General features: G+C 63.0%; 17 protein-coding genes. 7 read left to right on the top strand and 10 right to left on the bottom strand.

Annotated elements, in window-relative coordinates; translation table 11 throughout:
- Window positions 1-107: 107 nt before the first annotated feature.
- Window positions 108-1,433, bottom strand: coding sequence for a tRNA (N6-isopentenyl adenosine(37)-C2)-methylthiotransferase MiaB (gene miaB / locus ACP7CJ_RS13750; RefSeq protein WP_276195002.1), 1,326 nt, complete (start codon window positions 1,431-1,433; stop codon window positions 108-110).
- 131 nt (window positions 1,434-1,564) lie between these two features.
- Here miaB and ACP7CJ_RS13755 point away from each other — a divergent pair, with 131 nt between their 5' ends.
- Window positions 1,565-1,891, top strand: coding sequence for a DUF1820 family protein (locus ACP7CJ_RS13755; protein ID WP_003194436.1), 327 nt, complete (start codon window positions 1,565-1,567; stop codon window positions 1,889-1,891).
- Window positions 1,892-2,035: 144 nt separating this feature from the next.
- Here ACP7CJ_RS13755 and ACP7CJ_RS13760 read toward each other — a convergent pair whose 3' ends face one another.
- The 4 genes from ACP7CJ_RS13760 to ACP7CJ_RS13775 form a co-directional block, all read right to left on the bottom strand.
- Window positions 2,036-2,590 carry a tetratricopeptide repeat protein gene (locus ACP7CJ_RS13760; protein WP_247403760.1) on the bottom strand — a complete coding sequence of 185 codons (555 nt, stop codon included), beginning with the start codon at window positions 2,588-2,590 and terminating at the stop codon, window positions 2,036-2,038.
- A gap of 224 nt (window positions 2,591-2,814) precedes the next feature.
- Complete coding sequence (gene hemL, locus ACP7CJ_RS13765) at window positions 2,815-4,098, bottom strand: glutamate-1-semialdehyde 2,1-aminomutase (protein ID WP_276195001.1); 1,284 nt, start codon at window positions 4,096-4,098, stop codon at window positions 2,815-2,817.
- An 11-nt stretch (window positions 4,099-4,109) separates the two neighbouring features.
- Window positions 4,110-4,739 carry a thiamine phosphate synthase gene (gene thiE, locus ACP7CJ_RS13770; protein WP_426100560.1) on the bottom strand — a complete coding sequence of 210 codons (630 nt, stop codon included), beginning with the start codon at window positions 4,737-4,739 and terminating at the stop codon, window positions 4,110-4,112.
- Window positions 4,740-4,757: 18 nt separating this feature from the next.
- The gene (locus ACP7CJ_RS13775; protein ID WP_426100562.1) at window positions 4,758-5,555 is read right to left on the bottom strand and encodes a hydroxymethylpyrimidine/phosphomethylpyrimidine kinase; all 798 of its coding nucleotides are present in this window, start codon (window positions 5,553-5,555) and stop codon (window positions 4,758-4,760) included.
- 287 nt (window positions 5,556-5,842) lie between these two features.
- Between ACP7CJ_RS13775 and ACP7CJ_RS13780 the strand changes: the two genes are divergently transcribed.
- From ACP7CJ_RS13780 to ACP7CJ_RS13795, 4 genes are all read left to right on the top strand, one after another.
- Entirely contained in the window at window positions 5,843-8,236 is a 2,394-nt protein-coding gene (locus ACP7CJ_RS13780; protein ID WP_426100564.1) for a hybrid sensor histidine kinase/response regulator, read from the top strand.
- A gap of 68 nt (window positions 8,237-8,304) precedes the next feature.
- Window positions 8,305-9,960, top strand: a complete 1,656-nt coding sequence (locus ACP7CJ_RS13785) for an acyl-CoA dehydrogenase family protein (RefSeq protein WP_426100566.1) — start codon at window positions 8,305-8,307, stop codon at window positions 9,958-9,960.
- A gap of 198 nt (window positions 9,961-10,158) precedes the next feature.
- Window positions 10,159-11,631, top strand: coding sequence for an AMP nucleosidase (amn, locus tag ACP7CJ_RS13790; protein ID WP_164886999.1), 1,473 nt, complete (start codon window positions 10,159-10,161; stop codon window positions 11,629-11,631).
- 71 nt (window positions 11,632-11,702) lie between these two features.
- Complete coding sequence (locus tag ACP7CJ_RS13795; protein WP_426100568.1) at window positions 11,703-12,338, top strand: pseudouridine synthase; 636 nt, start codon at window positions 11,703-11,705, stop codon at window positions 12,336-12,338.
- Here the strand turns inward: ACP7CJ_RS13795 and ACP7CJ_RS13800 are convergent.
- Entirely contained in the window at window positions 12,333-12,542 is a 210-nt protein-coding gene (locus tag ACP7CJ_RS13800; RefSeq protein WP_276197999.1) for a DUF2788 domain-containing protein, read from the bottom strand. The two genes, ACP7CJ_RS13795 and ACP7CJ_RS13800, sit on opposite strands and share 6 nt — an antisense overlap.
- Before the next feature lie 143 nt (window positions 12,543-12,685).
- The gene (locus ACP7CJ_RS13805; RefSeq protein WP_003194418.1) at window positions 12,686-13,165 is read right to left on the bottom strand and encodes an Lrp/AsnC family transcriptional regulator; all 480 of its coding nucleotides are present in this window, start codon (window positions 13,163-13,165) and stop codon (window positions 12,686-12,688) included.
- A gap of 415 nt (window positions 13,166-13,580) precedes the next feature.
- Here ACP7CJ_RS13805 and ACP7CJ_RS13810 point away from each other — a divergent pair, with 415 nt between their 5' ends.
- Window positions 13,581-14,627, top strand: coding sequence for a DUF6515 family protein (locus ACP7CJ_RS13810; RefSeq protein WP_426100570.1), 1,047 nt, complete (start codon window positions 13,581-13,583; stop codon window positions 14,625-14,627).
- Here the strand turns inward: ACP7CJ_RS13810 and ACP7CJ_RS13815 are convergent.
- Both ACP7CJ_RS13815 and ACP7CJ_RS13820 read right to left on the bottom strand, forming a co-directional pair.
- A complete protein-coding gene (locus ACP7CJ_RS13815) occupies window positions 14,624-15,517 on the bottom strand; it encodes a cation diffusion facilitator family transporter (protein ID WP_426100572.1) in 894 nt (297 codons plus the stop codon). The genes ACP7CJ_RS13810 and ACP7CJ_RS13815 overlap by 4 nt on opposite strands.
- A gap of 15 nt (window positions 15,518-15,532) precedes the next feature.
- Window positions 15,533-15,952 (bottom strand): hypothetical protein, encoded by a 420-nt coding sequence (locus tag ACP7CJ_RS13820; protein WP_017848313.1) that lies wholly within the window; start codon window positions 15,950-15,952, stop codon window positions 15,533-15,535.
- 139 nt (window positions 15,953-16,091) lie between these two features.
- Between ACP7CJ_RS13820 and hrpB the strand changes: the two genes are divergently transcribed.
- Window positions 16,092-18,599 (top strand): ATP-dependent helicase HrpB, encoded by a 2,508-nt coding sequence (gene hrpB / locus ACP7CJ_RS13825; protein WP_276194996.1) that lies wholly within the window; start codon window positions 16,092-16,094, stop codon window positions 18,597-18,599.
- Window positions 18,600-18,631: 32 nt separating this feature from the next.
- On the opposite strand, the gene ACP7CJ_RS13830 is transcribed toward hrpB, so the two are convergent.
- Entirely contained in the window at window positions 18,632-19,720 is a 1,089-nt protein-coding gene (locus tag ACP7CJ_RS13830) for an endonuclease/exonuclease/phosphatase family protein (protein WP_426100574.1), read from the bottom strand.
- Window positions 19,721-19,739: the final 19 nt, after the last annotated feature.

Below are 19,739 nucleotides of genomic sequence, written 5' to 3' on the forward strand. Positions count from 1 at the left end.
CCAACCCGATCCAGTGTGGGGGGGGGCTTGCCCCCCATAGCGGAGTGTCAGGCAGCTCATGTGCTGCTGATGTACCGCAATCGGGGGCAAGTCCCCTCGCACATTTATTACACCAGAGACCCACGCAACGAGTGCGGTTGCGCCGCATCGATATGTACATCGGCAAATTGGCCGATCAGCGTCGGGTTGTCGCAACGGAAGTTGACGATGCGGTTGTTCTCGGTGCGGCCTTGCAGTTCGCCCGGGTCTTTTTTCGAGTAGTCGGTGACCAGGATGCGCTGGGTAGACCCCACCATTTGTCGGCTGATCTCGAAGCCTTGCTGATTCAGGCGATGTTGCAGCGCGTTCAAACGCTCTTTTTTCAACGCTTCCGGGGTGTCATCGGCCAAATCGGCTGCCGGGGTGCCGGGGCGCTGGCTGTAGACGAACGAGTAGGAAAAGTCGAAACCGACGTCTTCAATCAGCTTCATGGTCTGCTGGAAGTCTTTCTCGGTCTCGCCGGGGAAGCCGACGATAAAGTCCGAGCTGATGCAGATGCCCGGCACCGCCGCACGCAATTTGCGCAGTTTGGATTTGTATTCCAGGGCGGTGTGGTTGCGCTTCATTGCCGACAGGATGCGGTCCGAACCCGATTGCACCGGCAAGTGCAGGTGCTTGACCAGTTCCGGCACCTCGGCATGGGCCTGGATCAGGCTGTCGGAGAATTCCAGCGGGTGTGAGGTGGTGTAGCGAATGCGCTCGATGCCATCCACTGCGGCGACGACACGGATCAGCTCCGCGAGGTCTGCCAGGCGCCCGTCGTGAGTCTGGCCGCGATAGCCGTTGACGTTCTGGCCCAGCAAGGTCACTTCACGCACGCCGTTTTCGGCCAGGTGGATGATTTCTGACAGCACATCGTCAAACGGCCGGCTGACTTCTTCGCCACGGGTGTAGGGCACCACGCAGAAAGTGCAGTACTTGCTGCAACCCTCCATCACCGACACGTAGGCGCTCGGCCCATCGACGCGCGGTTCGGGCAAATGGTCGAATTTTTCGATTTCCGGGAATGAGACGTCGACCTGAGGCAGCTTGGTGAGGCGCGCAGCGTCGATCATTTCCGGCAGGCGGTGCAGGGTTTGCGGGCCGAAGACCACATCCACGTAGGGCGCGCGGTCGCGGATGGCGGCGCCTTCCTGGCTGGCGACGCAACCGCCGACGGCGATCACCATGTCCGGGTTGGCCAGTTTCAATTCACGCCAGCGGCCCAGTTGCGAGTACACGCGGTCCTGGGCCCGTTCGCGGATCGAGCAGGTATTGAGCAGGATCACGTCGGCATCTTCGGCGCGAGCGGTGACTTCCAGGGCCTGATGTTCACCCAGCAGATCGACCATGCGCGAGCTGTCGTACTCGTTCATCTGGCAACCGTGGGTTTCAATGTAGAGCTTCTTGGCCATGGGAATCGTCAACTGGTGGTAAAGAACCGCGCATTATAGGGGTCATGTCCATCGGTTCCTAGCGCTGTGCATCGGGTGCCATGCTATAGTTCGCGCCCTCTTTTAAATCCCCGATGTGTTCCCCGCCCACCATGACCAAACGTGAAGCTCCAATCTACAAGGTGATTTTCCTCAACCAGGGCCAGGTGTTCGAAATGTACGCCAAGCAGATCTATCAAAGTGATCTGTGGGGCTTCCTGGAAGTGGAAGAGTTCGTCTTTGGCGAGCGCACACAACTGGTCGTCGACCCGGGCGAGGAAAAACTCAAGGCCCAGTTCGAAGGCGTGGTGCGCAGTTTTGTGCCGATGCATTCGATTGTGCGCATCGATGAAGTCGAGCGCCTGGGCACGCCGAAGATCAGCGAAGCCCGTGGCACGAGCAATGTCATGCCGTTTCCGATGCCGATGCCTGAGAAGTAGGGCGTTTGTGGCGAGGGCGCGTGCTCCCGCTGGGGCGCGAAGCGGCCCTAATGCAATTTACAGATGTGTCAGATAGAAATCATTGAACGGTTGTGGGGGGCGCTTCGCAGCCCAGCGGGAGCAAGCTCTCTCGCCACAGGTCGATCAGGGCAGGGGCGAGAACGGCGAACGCCCATCCGCGCTCTGCAGTTCCTGCAGGTAGTTGCGGAAGATCTGGCCCAGCACCTGGGTCGCCAGTTCCAGTTCATCGCGCTGCATGTGCTCGGCGACTTCGTCGGCCGTGTCCAGCGCGTCCTCGGCGCCGTTGACCGCCGCCATTTTCAGCACGATATACGCCTGGACGTTATTGGCCGGCACGCCTTCACCATGGAAGAACATGGTGCCCAGCTGGAATTGTGCCTGGGCGTGGCCCTGCAGCGAGGCTTTCTCGAAGTAGTTCAACGCTTTGTTGAGGTCGCGCGCGGGGTTCTTGCTGTCGTGGTAGTACTCGCCCAACTCGTATTGCGCCTGCGCATCCCCGCCGTCGGCCTGTTTATGGCACGCGCTCAGCGCTTCGGCCTGGCTGTCTGGCTGGGTATTGAGGGTGCAACGACCCATCGCTGGGATTAACAACGAGTTGCCGCCTGCTTGTGCATGTGCCAGCAGCGGCTGAAGGAGCAACAGGCAGCCCAGGACCAGGGTGCGGCCGGTGCGTTTCATGGGAATCGACTTACCTCTGACGGGGCGCGCGGACCCTCGGGGGTCCAATAAGCGCGCATTATGAAATAAGCAGGCCTCTGCTTACAAAGTCTTTACTCGTTTTTCTGCTGCTTGGGCAAGTTATCTGCCGGATTGCAGGAGTTTTCTCGAAAAAGTTAGGAAAAATCTGTAAGCAAAGTAGCAAATCTGACGCCGCCGGGGGCCGCGTCAGATTTTTGTGTCAGTTATTTCAGGGCGGCGAAAGCGCGTTCGGCAGCGTCCAGGGTCAGTTTCAACTCGGCGTCGCCATGGGCGATCGAGGTGAAGCCGGCTTCAAAGGCGCTCGGTGCCAGGTACACGCCGCCGTCCAGCATCAAGTGGAAGAAGCGCTTGAACAGGTTGGCGTCGCTGCTCATCACGTCCTCAAAGGTGACGATATTGTCGGCACCGCTGAAATACAGGCCGAACATGCCGCCTGCTTGCGTGGTGACAAACGGAATGCTGGCGGCATCGGCGCGCTGTTGCAGGCCGTCGAGCAGGCGGGAGGTGTAGTCGGTCAGCTCGGCGTGGAAGCCCGGGCGGCTGATCAGACGCAGGGTGGTTAGGCCGGCGGCCATGGCCAGCGGGTTACCGGACAAGGTGCCGGCCTGGTACACCGGGCCCAGCGGTGCGATGTGCTGCATGATTTCGCGCTTGCCGCCGAAGCAGCCCACCGGCATGCCGCCGCCGATGATCTTGCCGAAGGTGCTCAGGTCCGGCGTCACGCCGTAATGCGCCTGAGCGCCACCGAGGGCCACGCGGAAACCGGTCATCACTTCGTCGAAAATCAGCACCACGCCGTGCTTGTCGCATTGCTCGCGCAGGCCTTCGAGGAAACCCGGGGCCGGCGGTACACAGTTCATGTTGCCAGCGACCGGTTCGACGATGATGCACGCCACTTCCTGGCCTACTTCATTGAGCATCTGCTCGACGGCCGCGATGTCGTTGAACGGCAGGGTCAGGGTATGTTTGGCGAATGCCGCCGGCACACCGGCCGAGCTTGGGACGCCCTGCGTCAGCAGGCCGGAACCGGCTTTCACCAGCAGGCTGTCGGAGTGACCGTGGTAGCAACCTTCGAACTTGATGATGCTGTCGCGACCGGTGAAACCACGGGCCAGGCGAATCGCGCTCATGGTGGCCTCGGTGCCGGAGCTGACCATGCGCACCATCTCCATCGACGGCACGATCGCGCAGACCAGATCGGCCATCTCGGTTTCCATCTCGGTCGGAGCGCCGTAGGACAGGCCGTGTTCCAGTTGCTTGCGCACCGCATCCAATACGTCTGGGTGGCTGTGGCCGAGGATCATCGGGCCCCAGGAACCTACGTAATCCACATAGCGCTTGTCGTCTTCGTCGGTGACGTAGGCGCCTTCGGCATGCTTGAAGAACAGCGGCGTGCCGCCCACGCTCTTGAACGCACGCACGGGGGAGTTAACACCACCGGGGATGTGTTTCTGTGCATTGGCAAACAGGGTTTCGGAACGGGACATGGTCGGGCTCTCTAAACTTGATATTTAAGAAGATCGTTGAAGGCGCGGGCGCGGCGCGTGACTTCCTGGGTGCTGTCGGCACCAAACAGGCCGTGGACCACCGCGAGCAGGTCGGCACCGTGTGCCACCAGCGGTTCGGCATTCTCCAGGGTGATGCCACCGATCACGCAGATCGGCAACTGCAAGCGCGCGCGGGCCTGGGCTAGCATTTCGACGCTGGCGGCGGGGGCGCCGGGCTTGGTGCTGGAGTTGAAGAAGCGGCCGAAGGCGACGTAACTGGTGCCTTCTTTCGCGGCCTGCTCGGCCAGTTCGATCTGGCTGTGGCAGGTGGCGCCGATGATCGCCTTGGAGCCCAGCAACGCACGGGCAGTGGTCAGAGGGCCATCGGTCAGGCCCAGGTGTACGCCGACGCCCAGGCGTGCGGCCAGCTCGGCGTCATCGTTGATGATCAGTCGGGTCTTGTAGCGCGAGCACAGTTCCCGCAGTTTTTCAGCTTCACGCAGGCGCCGGGCCTCGTCGCTGCTTTTGTCACGGTACTGCAGCAGGGTCACGCCGCCATCCAGTGCCGCTTCGACGTAGGCGAGGAATTTACCGGCCAATAATTGGCTGTCGGTAATGGCATAAAGGCCACGTAGTTTCATCGGGCAGGCCTCTTGGTGTTACGAGCAGAAATCCAGCGGCAGCCGGCGAGGCACGAACTGGCCCTGGCCGAGTTGTTCGGCGTCACGCAGGGTGCGCCAAGTGTAGTTGAGGGCCGATTGCACGGCGCTGACCAAGCCTTCACCCTGGGCGATCCGGCCCGCCAGCGCGCTGGCCAGCGTACACCCCGAACCGTGATAGCTGCCGGGCAGACGCTGGCAGGTAAAGGTCTGGCGCGTGCCGTCGCGGCTGTATAGGCGGTTGTGGACTTGATGCTCATCGCCATGGCCGCCGGTAATCAGCAGGTGCTTGATAAACGGCAACAGCCTTTCAGCGCAGTCGTCCGCCGTGCCCTCAGGCAGTTCGGCAAGGATGCGTGCTTCTGGCAGGTTGGGCGTGGCGATCAGCGACAGCGGCAACAGCCGCTCGCGCATGGCGTAGCCGACTTCGTCCTTGCCCAGGCTGCCACCGCCGCCGGCGCGCAGCACCGGGTCGCACACCACCGGCAAGTGCGGGTGCGCCTGCAGCAGTTCGACCACGGTGTCGACCATCGCGGTGGAACCGAGCATACCCAGCTTGACCGCCGCCACTTGCGAATCGCCGAGCACGGCATTGGCCTGGGCCAGTACCCACTCGCGGTCGAGCACGCGGAAATCGCTGACATTGACGGTGTTCTGCACCGTCAGCGCGGTAACGGCCGGAGCCGCATGGCAACCCTGGGCGAGCAGGGCTTCGATATCTGCCTGCAAGCCGGCGCCACCACTGGGATCATGGCCGGAGAGACAGAGGACAACGGGGCGAGAGCTGTAGATATTCATGGTGCGCGAGCTTACCACCAAACGCTTTTGGCGTGGCCGTCTGGCGATGGCTGAATTTTGTCGGTATTCGTGGGTGTTTATGGCTGTTTGCTAGTATCGATTTTTAGTTGAATAAGCCGCTGAAAGCCTTGTTCTAGAGCCTCTTTAAAAATTATCTTGATGGTGTCCAATGGCCTTTAGCGGCTATGCTAAAGTGGATTCAAATAACTTACTGTATCGCCGGTATACGTCTTCTCAAAAGGAATGGGGGCTATTTGACATAACCGGACAGGCCACGCTGGGGCTCTATGCGCTATTTGCTGATTTTATTGTTGTGCGGGCTACCGCTGTTCGCCAACGCCATTGAGTTCACCCAAGACACTCGAAGCCTGCCCTTGGGCCGTGCCATGCAAGTGCTCGAAGACCCAACTAACGCCCTGACCATCGCCGATGTGAGTGCTCCCACCGCCGCCACACAGTTCAAACCCCACGACAAAGACACCCTCAACGCCGGCTATTCGCGCTCGGTGTTCTGGCTCAAGGTCAACCTGCGCTACCTGCCCAAGCAGCCTGAAACCCAGCGCACCTGGCTGCTGGAGTTAGCCTATCCGCCCCTCGACCACCTTGACCTGTACCTGCCCGACAGCACCGGCAACTATCGCCTGGCCGGTCGCACCGGGGATGCCCTGCCGTTTTCCAGTCGCGAGATTCGCCAGAACAACTACCTGTTCAAGCTCGACTTCACACCGGGCGAAACCAAGACCGTCTACCTGCGCCTGCAAAGCGAAGGCTCGATCCAGGCGCCGCTGACGCTGTGGTCCAGCACCGCCTACCTTGAGCAGCAACCGCTGCGCCTGTACGTATTGGGCCTGATCTATGGCGTGTTGCTGGGGATGCTGGTGTACAACCTGTTCATCTACCTCAGCGTGCGCGACACCAGCTACCTTTATTACATCTTCTACATCGCCTCGTTTGGCCTATACCAGTTGTCGGTGAACGGCGCGGCGGTGGAGTATTTCTGGCCGAACAACCCCTGGTGGGCGAATGCCGCGACGCCCTTCCTGATCGGCTCGGCGGCGTTGTTCGGCAGCTTGTTCGCCCGCAGCTTCCTGCACACCGCCCAGCACAGCCGCTGGATCAATCGCCTGTTGCTGGGGTTGGTGGCCTGCGGCGCGGTGGTGATGCTGCTCTCGCTGATGACCAGCTACGCCCTGGCGCTGCGCCTGGCCACGGGTTTGGCGCTGGTGTTTACCGTGACCATCTTTGTCGCCGCCATCAAGGCCTGGTACTGCGGGCAGCGGGTGGCGCGCTATTTCATCATTGCCTGGTCGGCGTTCCTGTTGGGCGGTGTGGTCAACACCCTGATGGTGCTGGGCTACCTGCCCAACGTGTTCCTCACCATGTACGCCAGCCAGATCGGCTCGGCGATCGAAGTGGCGCTGTTGTCCCTGGCCCTGGCGGATCGCATCAACAGCATGCGTGAGCAACAGGCGCAGATCCTCTACGACGCGAGCCAGAAACTCGAAGTACTCAACCAGCAGTTGGCCCGCAGTAACCGGCTCAAGGACGAGTTCCTTGCCACCCTGACCCACGAACTGCGCACGCCGATGAATGGCGTGATCGGCTCCCTTGAGCTGATGCAGACCGTGCCCCTGGACGACGACCTGGCGCAGTACCAGCAAACCGCCGCCGGCTCGGCGCGGGACATGATGCGCATGGTCAATGGCATCCTCACCCTCACCGAATTGCAGGCCGGACGCCTGAGCGCCCAGCCCAAGGTGTTCAGCCTGCGCGGCGTGCTCGGCACCTTGCGCCAGCAGTTCAGCGCCAGCGCGCAGAGCAAAGGTCTGGCCTTTTCCATCGATGTCGCCGACGAGTTGCCCGACCGCCTGCACGGCGACGCCGACAAACTCAGCCAGTGCCTGGATTGCCTGTTGGACAACGCCTTCAAGTTCACCCACGAAGGCGCCGTGCGTCTGCGGGTGGTCGGCGTACCCCTGAGCGACGGCGCAGTGCGCCTGAGTTTTATCGTCACCGACACGGGCATCGGCTTTGCTTTCCTCGACGAGGCCACCCTGTACCAGCGTTTCTTCCAGCTCGATGGCTCGACGACGCGCGAATACGGCGGCCTGGGGATTGGTCTGGCGATCTGCCGGCAACTGATCGAATTACTCGGCGGGCGCCTCACCCATCATTCCGAACCGCGCAAGGGCAGTCGCTTCCAGTTGGAACTGGCGGTCACCGCGCTGCAGCTCGAGCCACGCCCGGCGAGCCCTGAGCGCGAACGCACGCCTGCGCAGTGCACGGTGCTGTTGGTGGACGACAACAGCGTCGGCCAGTGGGCGGTGCGTGGCATGTTGCTCAAGCTCGGTTATCGGGTGAAAACCGTGGACAGCGGGCCGGCGGCGTTGGCGGCGTTGCAGGGGGAAACCTTCGACGCGGTGCTGCTGGATACACCTGAAGACGGCTTCTCGTTGTGCTGTCAGATTCGTGCGTTGCCCGGCTGCGGCGAGTTACCGGTGATCGCCCTGGGCGCCACGCTGAATGTGTCTGAACGTGAGCGTAGCCATGGCATCGGCATCACCGAACGCCTGGTCAAGCCGGTACGTTTCGACGCGCTGCAGGCGGTATTGGAGCGCCGGCTGCTGTGCCCGCTAGAGGGTGAAAGCGCCGGACATTCGGCGCGTATGCCACTTTTTTAAGCGAGGTGACGGTGCTTAACTGAAATTTGGGCCGCAACCCCCGGTGGCCTTTTTCCAGGAGGCCCGTCATGAACTTGCATCAGTTCGCCGAAACCCACGACGTCACCAACCAGCCGCCCTCCCTGGACGGCGTCAACCTGTACCGCATCGACGTGCCGCTGCAAGACTGGTCGCGCCGCTTCGGCGCCGGCTGGGCCGCGCCGCGCATCGATGCCTACGGCGCGCTGGCCGGCGGGCCGCTGATGGCGGCCGGGTTCCTGGCGAACCAGAACAAACCACAGTTCAGCAGCCATGACCGCTATGGCCATCGTATCGACCTGGTGGAGTTTCACCCGGCCTACCACGAGCTGATGCGCACCGCTGTCGAACATGGCCTGCCATCGCTGCCGTGGGCGCATCCACAATCCGGCGCGCATGTGGCCCGTGCCGCCCTGACTTACCTGCACAGCCAAGCCGAAGCCGGCACCGGCTGCCCGTTGACCATGACCTTCGCCTGCGTCCCTGCCCTGCGCCTGCAACCGGACCTGGCGCAGACCTGGCTGCCGAAAATTCTCAGCACCGACTACGACCCGCGCAACGTCGGCATCGCCCACAAGGCCGGCGCCACCATCGGCATGGCGATGACCGAGAAACAGGGTGGCACCGACGTGCGCGCCAACACCACCCGCGCTTACCCCGTGGGCGCGGGCGGCCCCGGCCAAGCCTATGAACTGGTGGGGCACAAGTGGTTCTGCTCGGCGCCGATGTGCGATGCGTTCCTCACCCTGGCCCAGACCGACAAGGGCCTGACCTGCTTCCTGCTGCCCCGGCACCGTCCGGACGACACGCGTAACCAGTTCTATATCCAGCGCCTGAAAAACAAACTCGGCAATTGCTCGAACGCCTCCAGCGAAGTCGAGTTTCGCGGCGCCCTGGCCTGGATGGTCGGCGAAGAAGGCCGTGGCGTGCCGACTATCATCGAAATGGTCGCCATGACCCGCTTCGATTGCATGGTCGGCTCCAGCGCCTTGATGCGCCAAGCGCTGACCCAAGCCAGTCACCATTGCGCCCATCGCTCGGTCAGCGGTCGCGTACTCAGCGAACAACCGCTGATGCAAAACGTGCTGGCCGACCTGGCGCTGGAAAGCGAAGCCGCGCTGGCCTTGAGCCTGCGCATGGGCCGCGCCCTCGATCATTTGGGCGATGAACAGGAAGCCAAGTTCTCCCGGCTGGTGACCGCGGTGGGCAAGTATTGGATCTGCAAGCGCGCGCCCGCGATGATCAACGAAGCCGCCGAGTGCATGGGCGGTGCCGGTTATGTGGAGGACAGCATCCTGCCGCGCTTGTATCGCGAGGCGCCGGTGAATTCGACGTGGGAAGGTTCCGGCAATGTGCAGTGCCTGGACGTGCTGCGCGCATTGTCCAAAGAGCCGGGTGTGCTGGAAGCGCTGTTTGTCGAACTGGGCGACGGGCATGGCGACAGGCAGTTGGCGCAGCATATCGAGCAACTGAAATCGGCGTTCATGGACACCCAGGACATCCAATACCGCGCGCGGCAACTGACCGAGGACATTGCCGTGGCGTTGCAGGCCAAGTTGTTGCTGGAGGCCGGGAATGCAGCCGTCAGCGATGGGTTCATCGCCAGCCGGCTGGGTGAGTCGTCGGGGCGCGTGTATGGCGCCTTGCCACGTGGGGTGGACGTGCGGGCCATCGTTACGCGGTCCACCCCCCAAGTGTCTGAATAAATACGCTCCAAAAGGTGGGAGGGGGCTTGCTCCCGATAGCGGTGTGTCGGTCAGCCCATGCGTTAACTGCACCACCGCCATCGGGAGCAAGTCGAATCGTCGCACCGCCCCTCCCACATTATTCAGCGCATTGCACTTCGGCTGTTTCAGTGAGGCCGGGATACAGGCAAGATAAAGGTCTGCAAGTCAGCACACAGGATGCTTACCGTGACCGAAGCTTTTGTTGTCGTTCAAACCGCCGAAGAAGCCGTCGACCGGCTGGCGGCTCTGCATGAGCGTGCTACCGGCGCGCTCAATCAAGCCCTCAAGCAATACCTCAAGGACCGCGTCGAGCCCGACGCCGAACAACGCGCGATGTTTCGTTACCCGGAGCTGCGCCTGACTTACCAGTGCCACGGCGAAGTCCCACAGACTACCCGGGCATATGCCAAGGTCCAACTGCCGGGGACTTACAGCGTCACCGTCACCCATCCGTCGGCGTTCCGTAAATACCTGCTGGAACAATTGGTGCCGTTGATGCACGACTTCACCGTGACGGTGGAAGTCGGCGTCAGCCAGCAGAATATTCCTTACCCGTATGTGGTCGAGCAGGGCGACGAACTGGCCGGCTCCGGCGTGACCGCCGCGACCCTGGCCCGTGTGTTCCCCAGCACCGACCTGTCGGCCGCCACCGATGGCATCGCCGACGGCCTGTATGACTGGGAAAACACCGACCCGCTGCCACTGGCCCTGTTCGATGCGGCCCGCGTGGACTTTTCCCTGCGCCGCCTGGTGCATTACACCGGCAGCGACTGGCGCCATGTGCAACCGTGGATTCTGCTGACCAACTACCACCGCTATGTCGACCAGTTCATCCTGCATGGCCTGGAGCAATTGCGCAGCGACCCGCGTTTTATCCGCATGGTGCTGCCGGGCAACGTGATCATCGACAAGAGCATGGACCACGGCGAAGCGTCCGCCATTGCCGCAGGCGTGGTCTGGCACCGTTACCAGATGCCGGCCTACCACCTGCAGGCCACTGACGGTCACGGCGTGACGCTGGTCAACATCGGCGTCGGCCCGTCCAACGCCAAGAACATCACCGATCACCTGGCCGTGCTGCGTCCACATTGCTGGCTGATGATCGGCCACTGCGGCGGCCTGCGCCAATCCCAGACCATCGGCGACTACGTCCTGGCTCACGCCTATATGCGCCGTGATGGGATTCTCGACCGCGTGGTGCCGCCGAACATTCCGATCCCGGCCCTGGCCGAAGTGCAAATGGCTTTGCAGCAAGCGGCGGCCAACGTCACCGGCGAAAAGGGCGAAGAACTGAAAAAACGCCTGCGCACCGGCACCGTGCTGACCTACGACGACCGCAACTGGGAACTGCGCTGGGCCCAGGAGCGTCCGCTGATCAACCTGTCCCGCGCCGTCGCCGTGGACATGGAAAGCGGCACCATCGCCGCCCAAGGCTACCGTTTGCGTGTGCCCTACGGCACCTTGTTGTGCGTGTCGGACAAACCGTTGCACAGCGAGATCAAGCTGCCGGGCTCGGCCAACGCGTTCTATGAGCGTGCGGTCAGCCAGCACTTGAAAATCGGCATCGAGGCGGTCGACCTGTTGCGCACCGAGCTCAACTCGCTGCACTCGCGCAAACTGCGCAGCTTCGACGAGCCGCCGTTCCGCTAAGCGGTTGGGATGGTCATTTAGCGGTCAGGCCACTAGCATTGTCGGTCCTGACCGTTAGATGTTCCTTCGCCATGTCCCGTCCCCCCCGTCCCGATTCGCGCCGCCCTGGCGTGAAAGCCCCGTATTCCGCAGCTCGTCGCGTCGCCAAGGCGCCACCGGCCGAGCCGAAGCTGATCCTGTTCAATAAACCCTTCGACGTACTGACCCAGTTCAGCGACGAAGGCGGGCGGGCGACCCTCAAGGATTTTATCGACATCCCCGGTATCTACCCGGCGGGTCGCCTGGACCGTGACAGCGAAGGTCTGTTGTTGTTGACCAACGATGGTCAATTGCAGGCGCGCATTGCCGACCCCAAGCACAAGTTGGCGAAAACCTACTGGGTGCAGGTGGAAGGCGAACCCACTGAAGAACAACTGCAACGCCTGCGCGACGGTGTGCAACTCAACGACGGCATGACCTTGCCCGCCGAAGCCCGGCGGTTGGACGAGCCTGAGTTATGGCCACGCAACCCGCCGGTGCGCTTTCGCAAAAGCGTGCCGACCCACTGGTTGGAGTTGGTGATTCGTGAAGGGCGAAACCGCCAAGTGCGGCGCATGACGGCGGCGGTGGGGTTGCCCACCTTGCGCCTGGTGCGCGTGCGGATTGGCGATTGGTCCATCGACGGCCTGGATCAGGGCCAATGGAAGGCCGTACCGGCGCGCTTATAAGACGCCGGACTCGATCAGGCCGATCACCACGCTCTTGATGACGAATGCGGCCACGCCCAGGCCCAGCACGAAAAACAGGATGAACGAGCCGAAACGCCCGGCCTTGGATTTCTTCGCCAGGTCCCAGACGATAAAGCCCATGAAAATGATCAGGATCGTGACCAGGCCGGTCATCATCCATTCTTCAAGTAGCGCGGGGTCAATCGAGTTCATTGGTTTCTTCCGACGGGGCAGGTGGCAAGTATACGGCAGTGCTCGGGCTGGGCATTGCCCTGCGTCGGTGCGTCGCACGCAGACTTAAATGTGGGAGGGGGCAAGCCCCCTCCCACATTTGACCTTCACCGATCTTAAGTACGCAGGTGGGTCAGTGGTAACTCGGTGCTGTTGAGCACCTGGTTCAGCACAAAGCTCGAACGCACGCTGGTGACGCCTTCAATGCGGGTCAGGTGGCCCAGCAGCAGCTTCTGGTAGTGGTCCATGTCCGGCACCACGACTTTCAATTGATAGTCGGCATCCATCCCGGTCACCAGGCTGCATTCCAGCACCTGCGGCAGGGTGCGGATGGCCGCTTCGAAGTTCTCGAAGCGCTCGGGGGTGTGTCGGTCCATGCCGATCAGCACGTAGGCGGTGAGGCTCAGGCCGAGCATCTTGCGGTCGAGCAGGGCGACCTGGCGGGCGATGTAGCCGTCGTCCTCCAATTGCTTGACCCGGCGCGAGCAGGGCGACGGCGACAGCCCGATACGCTCGGCCAACTCCTGGTTGGAGATCCTCGCGTCGCGCTGCAATTCCGCCAAAATACTCAGGTCGTATCGGTCAAGTTTGCTCATGGGGCTGGCCTTTGTCGTAACTATTGCGGTGAATTATCCCTTAAGGGTTAAAAATTGCGCAAGCACTGTTTATTGACGCAATCTTCGCAATCATCTGTCGGGGCGCTGCGCCTATGATTACCAACAGAATCACCGCCTGGACATAGTCCACAGCAGCTCGCCCAATCAGGCCTGCTGCGGCCGCCACCCCAGCAGGGTTGAGCCGGCCTCCAGGCTGCACACTGTCCACAAGACGGCGTGAGGTGAGCCAACGTCATAAGCGTTGAGCCCGGACGAAGTTCTCAAGGGGTGGCCGACGGGTCGCCCCTTTCTTTTTGCCTTAAGAAAATTCTTCTCGTGACTGATAACCTGTGCCAGAACCGGGCGAGGCTTTTCCAGTCTCATTGATAAGCCCTAAACCGCAGTGAGGAAGAGCATGAAGCGCATCTGGCGAATGGCAGGTGTTGGTTTGCTGGTGGTCAGCGTCAGCGCGCAGGTAACGGCCGACGAACGTGATAATTCACCCGGTCAGGGCCAGAGCCAGGGGCAGCGGCCGCAGGGCGGCGGCGGGCAGCATGAACGCGGCCCTGAAGGTGGCGGGCGGCCCGAGAATAATCAGCCGCGCCCGGAGAACCCGCATTTTGATCGCGGCGGCCCGAACGGTGGCGGTCAGGGGCAAGGCCGGCCCCAGGGCAATGAGCCGGGCCGCCCGGCGCCGCAGCCACAACCGTCGAACAGCCTGCCGATCCAAGGTCGCCCCGATACTGTGCGCCAGACCCAGGAGCCGCGTCAGGGTGACTACCGCGACATCCCGCGCCGCAACGACGGCAATCAACATTGGGAGGCTGGCGGCCCCGGTTCACGCCCAGGCAACAACGGCGGCGGCTACCACAATGAGCGTCCCGGTGATAATCGCTGGCCAGGTCGCCCCGATGGGCACGGCAACGGCTGGGGCCCAGGCCCGCAGTATCGCCCGGGCTATATGGTGGATCGTTTTCCCGAGCGCAATTACCGTGTGCCTTACCGTGGTCAGGATTATTTCTTCTCCGGCGGCTACTGGTATCGCCCGCAAGGCCCGCGCTATGTAGTGGTGGCGCCGCCGTATGGCATCCGCGTGCATTACCTGCCGGATTACGCGCGGGAAGTGTGGGTGGGCAGCGCGCTGTTCTTCCTCGCGGCGGGTGCCTATTACACCTACGAAAGCAGTTCCCAGCAGTACGTGGTGGTGGAGCCGCCGACCGCAGTACCGGCACCGCAGCCGGCGCCTCAGGGCAACGGCTATGACGTGGTGGCCTATCCCGCCAATGGCCAGTCACCGGCGCAGGTGCAGCAGGACGGTTATGACTGTTATCGCTGGGCTGTGCAGCAAAGTGGCTTTGACCCGCAAGCGGTCACCTACGCCCCGGCCCCGGCAGTGGTGCAAACCTACCGCCAGGCCCAGGGCAACTGCCTGAGCAGTCGCGGCTACCAGGTGCAGTACTAGGCCTGGGCGCCGCTCACCACGTCCAACGGGTCGGCGTGTACCAGCACTTCGGCCCGTGGGTAGGCAGCGTGAATGGCATCGGCGGCCTGGTCGCTGATGCCGTGGGCAACAGACAGCGTCAACTCCCCCGGCAATTCCAGGTGCAACTGCACAAACCAGTGGTTGCCGGAGATCCGCGTGCGCAAGTCGTGGGCGCCCAGCACGCCGGGTATGCCACGGGCCAATTCCAGCATGTGCTGGCTGACGTCCGGCGGCAGTTCTTCGTCCATCAACACGGCAAAACTTTCCCGGGCGATCTGAATCGCGCTCCACAGAATGTAGGCCGCGATGCCCAGGCCAAACCAGGCGTCGATCTGATGGAAGCCGAAACCGGCCAAGACCAGTGCAATCAAAATACTGCCATTGAGCAGCAAGTCCGAGCGGTAGTGCAGCGAGTCGGCGCGCACGGCGCTTGAGCCGGTTTCCCGCACCACGTGGTGTTGCAGGAACAGCAGGGCCACGGTCAGCGCCAGGGACAAAATAATCACCCCAATGCTCAGCCACGGCGCCCCCACGGGCTCGGGATGCTTGATCCGTTCGAATGCCTGCAACGCAATCAGCACCGCACTGCCAGCGATAAACAACGCCTGCGCCATACCGGCCAGTGACTCCGCTTTGCCATGCCCGTAACGGTGATCGTCATCGGCCGGGCGCAGGGCGTAATGCACCGCCAGCAGATTGAGCAGTGAGGTGACGCCATCGAGCAGTGAGTCGGTCAACCCGGCGAGCATACTCACCGAGCCGCTGAGCCACCAGGCGATCGCCTTGGTCACAATCAGCACAGAGGCCACGCCAACCGAAGCGCGGGTGGCCAAGCGCAAGAGCCGGGCGTGTTCGGGACTGGTGGTCATAAGCGGGTCAGATCCTTAGGCGGACGGTTGTAAGCCGAGGGCAGCCAGTTGTTGCACGCTGCCCTTGAACTGGATCATGCGCGGGTCGTCCAGCGGCAAGGTGCGGCCGGTTTCCTGCTGGATGATGGTCTGCAGCTTGGCCGTGTCGACCTTGCCGTCGGCGCCGATGGCTTGCTGCAGTTTCTCCGGGGCGACTTGTGCGGTCTTGCCCGGTTCGAAGTAGATCGCGCCGGTGGCGAAGTCGACGCCGAAGGCGATCAGGCCAGGGATCACGTAGAACAGCAGGCCGACGGCATCGAGCACGGCAATCGTTGGGTCGATCTTGCCGTCGATCTGGCCGCGGCGGTCAGGGTAGAAAATCGAACCGCAGGCCGTCAGTTGGCTCAGCAGCGTGACGGCGAGGACACCGCCGATGACACGGGAAGCGATACGCATGAGAAAACTCCTGAACAGGGTTGAAAGGTGACTATAAGCCAGATCCGCCAGGCGACGATGATCCGGTGAGGTGCTTGTGAGACCACCACCGGCCTTCAGCAGTTCGCCGTTATACTCGCCGCTCTGCTTTGGAGCCAGTATGAATTCGTTGCCGATCGATGATGTTTTACCCGCCTTGCGTGACGCCTTGGCGAATCGCCATGAAGCCGTGCTGGAAGCGCCGCCCGGCGCCGGTAAAACCACCCGCGTACCGTTAGCCTTGTTGAATGAGCCTTGGCTGGCCGGGCAGACCATCCTGATGCTCGAACCGCGACGCCTGGCCGCGCGCGCCGCCGCCGAGCGCCTGGCCAGCGAGCTGGGGGAGAAAGTCGGTGAAACCGTCGGTTATCGCATCCGCCTCGACAGTAAAGTCGGCCCCAACACGCGCATCGAAGTGGTCACCGAAGGCATCCTCACCCGCCGCCTGCAGGACGACCCGGCGCTGGACGGCGTGGGCCTGCTGATCTTCGACGAGTTCCACGAACGCAGCCTCGACGCCGACCTGGCGCTGGCCCTGAGCCTGAATGGCCGCGACCTGTTTCGCGACGAGCAGCCGCTGAAAATCCTGCTGATGTCCGCCACCCTCGAAGGCGAGCGCCTGGCCGCGCTGTTGGATGACGCGCCGATCCTGCGCAGCGAAGGGCGCATGTTCCCGGTGCAGATGCGCTGGGGGCGGCCGTACCAGGTCGGTGAGTTTATCGAGCCGCGCCTGGTGCAGACTATCCTCGACGCGCTGCAGGACGAAACCGGCAGCGTGCTGGTGTTCCTGCCCGGCCAGGCGGAGATCCGCCGGGTCAACCAGCAACTGGCGGACGCTCTGGGTGATCGCGCCGATGTACTGCTCTGCCCGCTGCATGGCGAGCTCGACCTGAACGCCCAGCGTGCCGCCATCGACCCGGCGCCCGCCGGCAAGCGCAAAGTGGTGCTGGCCACCAACATCGCCGAGACCAGCCTGACCATCAATGGCGTGCGTGTGGTGATCGACGCCGGGCTGGCACGCGTGCCGCGTTTCGACCCCGGCAGCGGCATGACTCGCCTCGACACCCAGCGCATCTCCCGCGCCAGTGCCACCCAGCGTGCCGGTCGGGCCGGGCGCCTGGAGCCGGGCGTGTGCTATCGCCTGTGGTCCGAGGACCAGCACGAAGGCCTGGCCGCCTATGGCAGCGCGGAAATCCTCGCGGCCGACCTCGCCGGGCTGGCCTTGCAACTGGCGCGTTGGGGCGTGACGCCCGCACAGTTGGTGTGGCTCGACATGCCGCCCGCTGCCGCGTATGCCCAGGCCCAGGACCTGCTGCAACGTCTTGGCGCCTTGAATGACAACAAACTGACCGCCCACGGCCAGAAGATGGCCGAGCTACCGGCCCATCCGCGGATCGCCCATCTGCTGTTGCGCGGGCAGGATTTGGGGCTTGCGGCCACCGCGTGTGATGTCGCGGCGCTGCTGGGCGAGCGCGATATCCTGCGCGGGGGCGGGGCGGATTTGCACTCTCGCCTGGCCCTGCTGTCTGGCGAAGAGCGCGCGCGGGGCACCCAGGGCGGTGTGCAGCGCGCCAAGCAGTTGGCGCGGCAATACCGTGGCTATTTGCGCGGCCGGGCGACCCAGCCGGTGGCCGACCCCGAGCACCCGCGCTGGCTTGGCGCCTTGTTGGCGTTGGCCTATCCCGACCGCGTCGCCCAACAACGCCGACCCGGCGGCGCCGAATACCGCCTGGCCAATGGCCGCGCCGCAGTCTTCGCCGAGGCTGACAGCCTGATGAAGCAAGCCTGGCTGGTGATTGCCGACCTGGGCAGCCGCCAGGGCCAGCGCGAAGAACGCATCTACCTGGCGGCGGATTTTGATCCGACGCTGTTCGACACGGTGCTCGCCGAACAAGTGCGCAACGTCGATCAATTGGATTGGGACGAACGCGAAGGCGTGCTGCGCGCCGAACGCCAACGCAAAGTCGGCGAACTGGTGCTCAGCCGCGAACCCCTCAGCGGCCTCGACGAAAACGCGCGCAGCCAGGCGCTGGTCAACCTGGTCCGGCGCAAAGGCCTGGAGCTGTTGCCCTGGACCCCGGAACTGCGCCAATGGCAGGCCCGCGTGAGGCTACTGCGCCAGCTCGACACCGGCAAAACCAGCGAATGGCCCGACGTCAGCGACAGCGCCTTACTCGCCAGCCTGGAACACTGGCTGATGCCCTACCTGGGCAAGGTCTCGCGCCTCAGCCATTTCGCCAACCTGGATATTTCCAGCTACCTGCACAACCTGTTGCCCTGGCCGCTACCCCAACGCCTGGACGAACTGGCGCCGCAGCATCTGAAAGTACCGTCGGGTTCTTCGGTGCGGTTGGACTACAGCGAGCATCCGCCGATTCTGGCGGTGCGCCTGCAGGAATTGTTCGGCCTGGCAGATACACCGCGCATTGCCGGCGGGCGCCAGGTCGTCAAGCTGCACCTGTTATCCCCGGCGCGACGGCCGGTGCAGGTGACCCAGGATCTGGCGAACTTCTGGCGCAGTACCTACGCCGAGGTGAAGAAAGATCTGAAGGGGCGCTATCCCAAGCATTACTGGCCGGATGACCCGTTGGTGGCCGAGGCCACCGCCCGAATCAAACCGCGTAAGTAAGCGTGACAGCGATTCAAATGTGGGAGGGGCGGTTATTGCGCGGCCGGCAGCAGGAACCGTGCGATGACCGGCAAATGGTTGGAAATGCGCAACGTATCCGCCTGCCGCACCTTCGCCTCCACCCGTTTGATCCGCGAGCTGTAGAACAGGTAATCCAGGGTGCGATCCGGCCCGTCAAGGCTCGGGTCATTGGGAAAGTGTGTCAGCCACTGCTCACGATCAATCCCGCTGGATTCGCTGTTGCTCGGGATCATCGGGTATTTGTCCCACAGCAGATGCAGTTCGCTGTCTGGCGAATACTGCCCGCGTTTACCGGCATCCAGGCGCAGGAATTGCCCCAGCGGCAGCACATTGAAATCCCCGCCGATCAACCAGGGCGTCCCGCGGCCTTCGAATTTGTCGAGTAGTTTCACCGTGGCCTGGATTTGTTCTTGCACCGCACTACGCCCCGGCACGTCGCCCTCCAGACGGGTGTTGAGTACCGCCAGTTGGCCGCCGTCGCTCAGCGGTAGGTAGGTCAGCAGCAACGCCGGTTTGGGTTGGAACTGACGGCTGATGAAGTTGGCGGGCGGCACGGGCAGTTGCAGGCGTTCGGCGTGTTCGATCTGGTAGCGACTGAGGGTTACCAGCTTGCGGCCGACGCTGCCAAAGATATGCAGGTTGGGGATAAAGTCGGCTTTCCAGTCGAAGGCCTGGGCGCTGCAGGGGTAGAGGTCGGCCAGGCGCTCCTGGAGCAGCGTCACCTGGTCTTGGTAGTGGGACGGCTTGGCGCCTTCGTCGAGTTCCTGCAACAGCAGGATGTCGGGTTGTTCGTCGCGAATCACCCGGGCCACCTCGTCGAGGCTGAAGGCCATGTCTTCGACGGTGGGGCGGTCGTCCGGGCCGCTGCCGTCGGCGGTGTCGTACCAGAACACGTAGTTCTTGCCGGCCAGGTACTGCACGTTCCAGGTCATCACCTTGAGCGCCTGCCCGGGCAGCAGGGTCGGCGCACGGGGCGCGATGCAGCTCACGGGCAGGGTTTGCTTGTCGGCGGGGCGCCAGGTCAGGCTGTAGATCAGGGCCGTCAGCAGGCCTGCAATAAGCAGCAGGCCCAGCAAGGTGATGCGCAAGAAACGGGTCATCGGCTCGGCTTATAGCGTG

Source organism: Pseudomonas sp. PSPC3-2 (genome assembly GCF_049897085.1).
In the GTDB taxonomy this organism is placed as follows: Bacteria; Pseudomonadota; Gammaproteobacteria; order Pseudomonadales; family Pseudomonadaceae; genus Aquipseudomonas; species Aquipseudomonas paraveronii.

Coding starts and splice junctions, on each gene's coding strand:
- ACP7CJ_RS13760 (WP_247403760.1), bottom strand. CDS start 2,590: ATGAAACGCACCGGCCGCACCCTGGTCCTGGGCTGCCTGTTGCTCCTT.
- ACP7CJ_RS13805 (WP_003194418.1), bottom strand. CDS start 13,165: ATGAGCAAACTTGACCGATACGACCTGAGTATTTTGGCGGAATTGCAG.
- hrpB (WP_276194996.1), top strand. CDS start 16,092: ATGAATTCGTTGCCGATCGATGATGTTTTACCCGCCTTGCGTGACGCC.
- ACP7CJ_RS13755 (WP_003194436.1), top strand. CDS start 1,565: ATGACCAAACGTGAAGCTCCAATCTACAAGGTGATTTTCCTCAACCAG.
- ACP7CJ_RS13775 (WP_426100562.1), bottom strand. CDS start 5,555: ATGAATATCTACAGCTCTCGCCCCGTTGTCCTCTGTCTCTCCGGCCAT.
- ACP7CJ_RS13795 (WP_426100568.1), top strand. CDS start 11,703: ATGTCCCGTCCCCCCCGTCCCGATTCGCGCCGCCCTGGCGTGAAAGCC.
- miaB (WP_276195002.1), bottom strand. CDS start 1,433: ATGGCCAAGAAGCTCTACATTGAAACCCACGGTTGCCAGATGAACGAG.
- hemL (WP_276195001.1), bottom strand. CDS start 4,098: ATGTCCCGTTCCGAAACCCTGTTTGCCAATGCACAGAAACACATCCCC.
- amn (WP_164886999.1), top strand. CDS start 10,159: ATGCTTACCGTGACCGAAGCTTTTGTTGTCGTTCAAACCGCCGAAGAA.
- thiE (WP_426100560.1), bottom strand. CDS start 4,739: ATGAAACTACGTGGCCTTTATGCCATTACCGACAGCCAATTATTGGCC.
- ACP7CJ_RS13815 (WP_426100572.1), bottom strand. CDS start 15,517: ATGACCACCAGTCCCGAACACGCCCGGCTCTTGCGCTTGGCCACCCGC.
- ACP7CJ_RS13785 (WP_426100566.1), top strand. CDS start 8,305: ATGAACTTGCATCAGTTCGCCGAAACCCACGACGTCACCAACCAGCCG.
- ACP7CJ_RS13820 (WP_017848313.1), bottom strand. CDS start 15,952: ATGCGTATCGCTTCCCGTGTCATCGGCGGTGTCCTCGCCGTCACGCTG.
- ACP7CJ_RS13780 (WP_426100564.1), top strand. CDS start 5,843: ATGCGCTATTTGCTGATTTTATTGTTGTGCGGGCTACCGCTGTTCGCC.
- ACP7CJ_RS13830 (WP_426100574.1), bottom strand. CDS start 19,720: ATGACCCGTTTCTTGCGCATCACCTTGCTGGGCCTGCTGCTTATTGCA.
- ACP7CJ_RS13810 (WP_426100570.1), top strand. CDS start 13,581: ATGAAGCGCATCTGGCGAATGGCAGGTGTTGGTTTGCTGGTGGTCAGC.